The organism is Psychrobacter sp. 1U2 (assembly GCF_051847575.1).
Window position 1 is genome coordinate 1 of the sequence record NZ_JBPYDC010001408.1, and the last position, 607, is coordinate 607.

At 37.9% G+C, this 607-nt stretch carries 1 protein-coding gene; it reads right to left on the minus strand.

Translation table 11 applies throughout. The features are described from left to right. The coding region (locus ACS8FD_RS22355) for a hypothetical protein (RefSeq protein ID WP_439277478.1) at window positions 1–574 on the minus strand (574 nt) is incomplete at its 3' end. Between the last annotated feature and the right edge of the window lie 33 nt (window positions 575–607).

Here is a 607-nt window from a genome sequence, read left to right on the forward strand (position 1 = left end):
TCCCGTTATGAACATTTACAGACATTCCCATATCAATGCCAAAATGCTTAACGCCGCCGCCACCTGATATGTACACAAAATCTACGTTTGATCTTTGGCCAAATCGCAACATGGCAGTTGCTGCTGAGGCCTTAGTTCTTTGAGGAAAATCCTTTAATCCAGCTTCTATAACGCCAAGGTTTATAATCATAGCATTTTTAGTATGCTTGGCAACATTGACCGTGTTTTCACCAAACTCTTTCCCTTTCTTTTTAGTGCCACCCCAATATGAAGTTACAGTATCAACAGCTTCGTTATATGAATCTGACGCAAGAGCAGAGAGCTGATTTCCAATACCTTTTTCTTTATACCAAGTTGAATCAGAAACCAATAGATCACTAGGTTTATCTGCTAGATTATAGCTACCTAAATAATCTCCATCATTATTGTATTCATCGACTGCAATATTGCTAGGGTTACCTTCTGAACCATAATTACTTATTGAATCTTCTTTATGGTTGAACTCAATTACTTCAATAGCGAAGTGAATTTCTTCGAGTTCTTCCTCATTATCATCTACAAATGAATTACTCATAGCCGACTTAGGAAACACCAAAGGCTCAGGCTG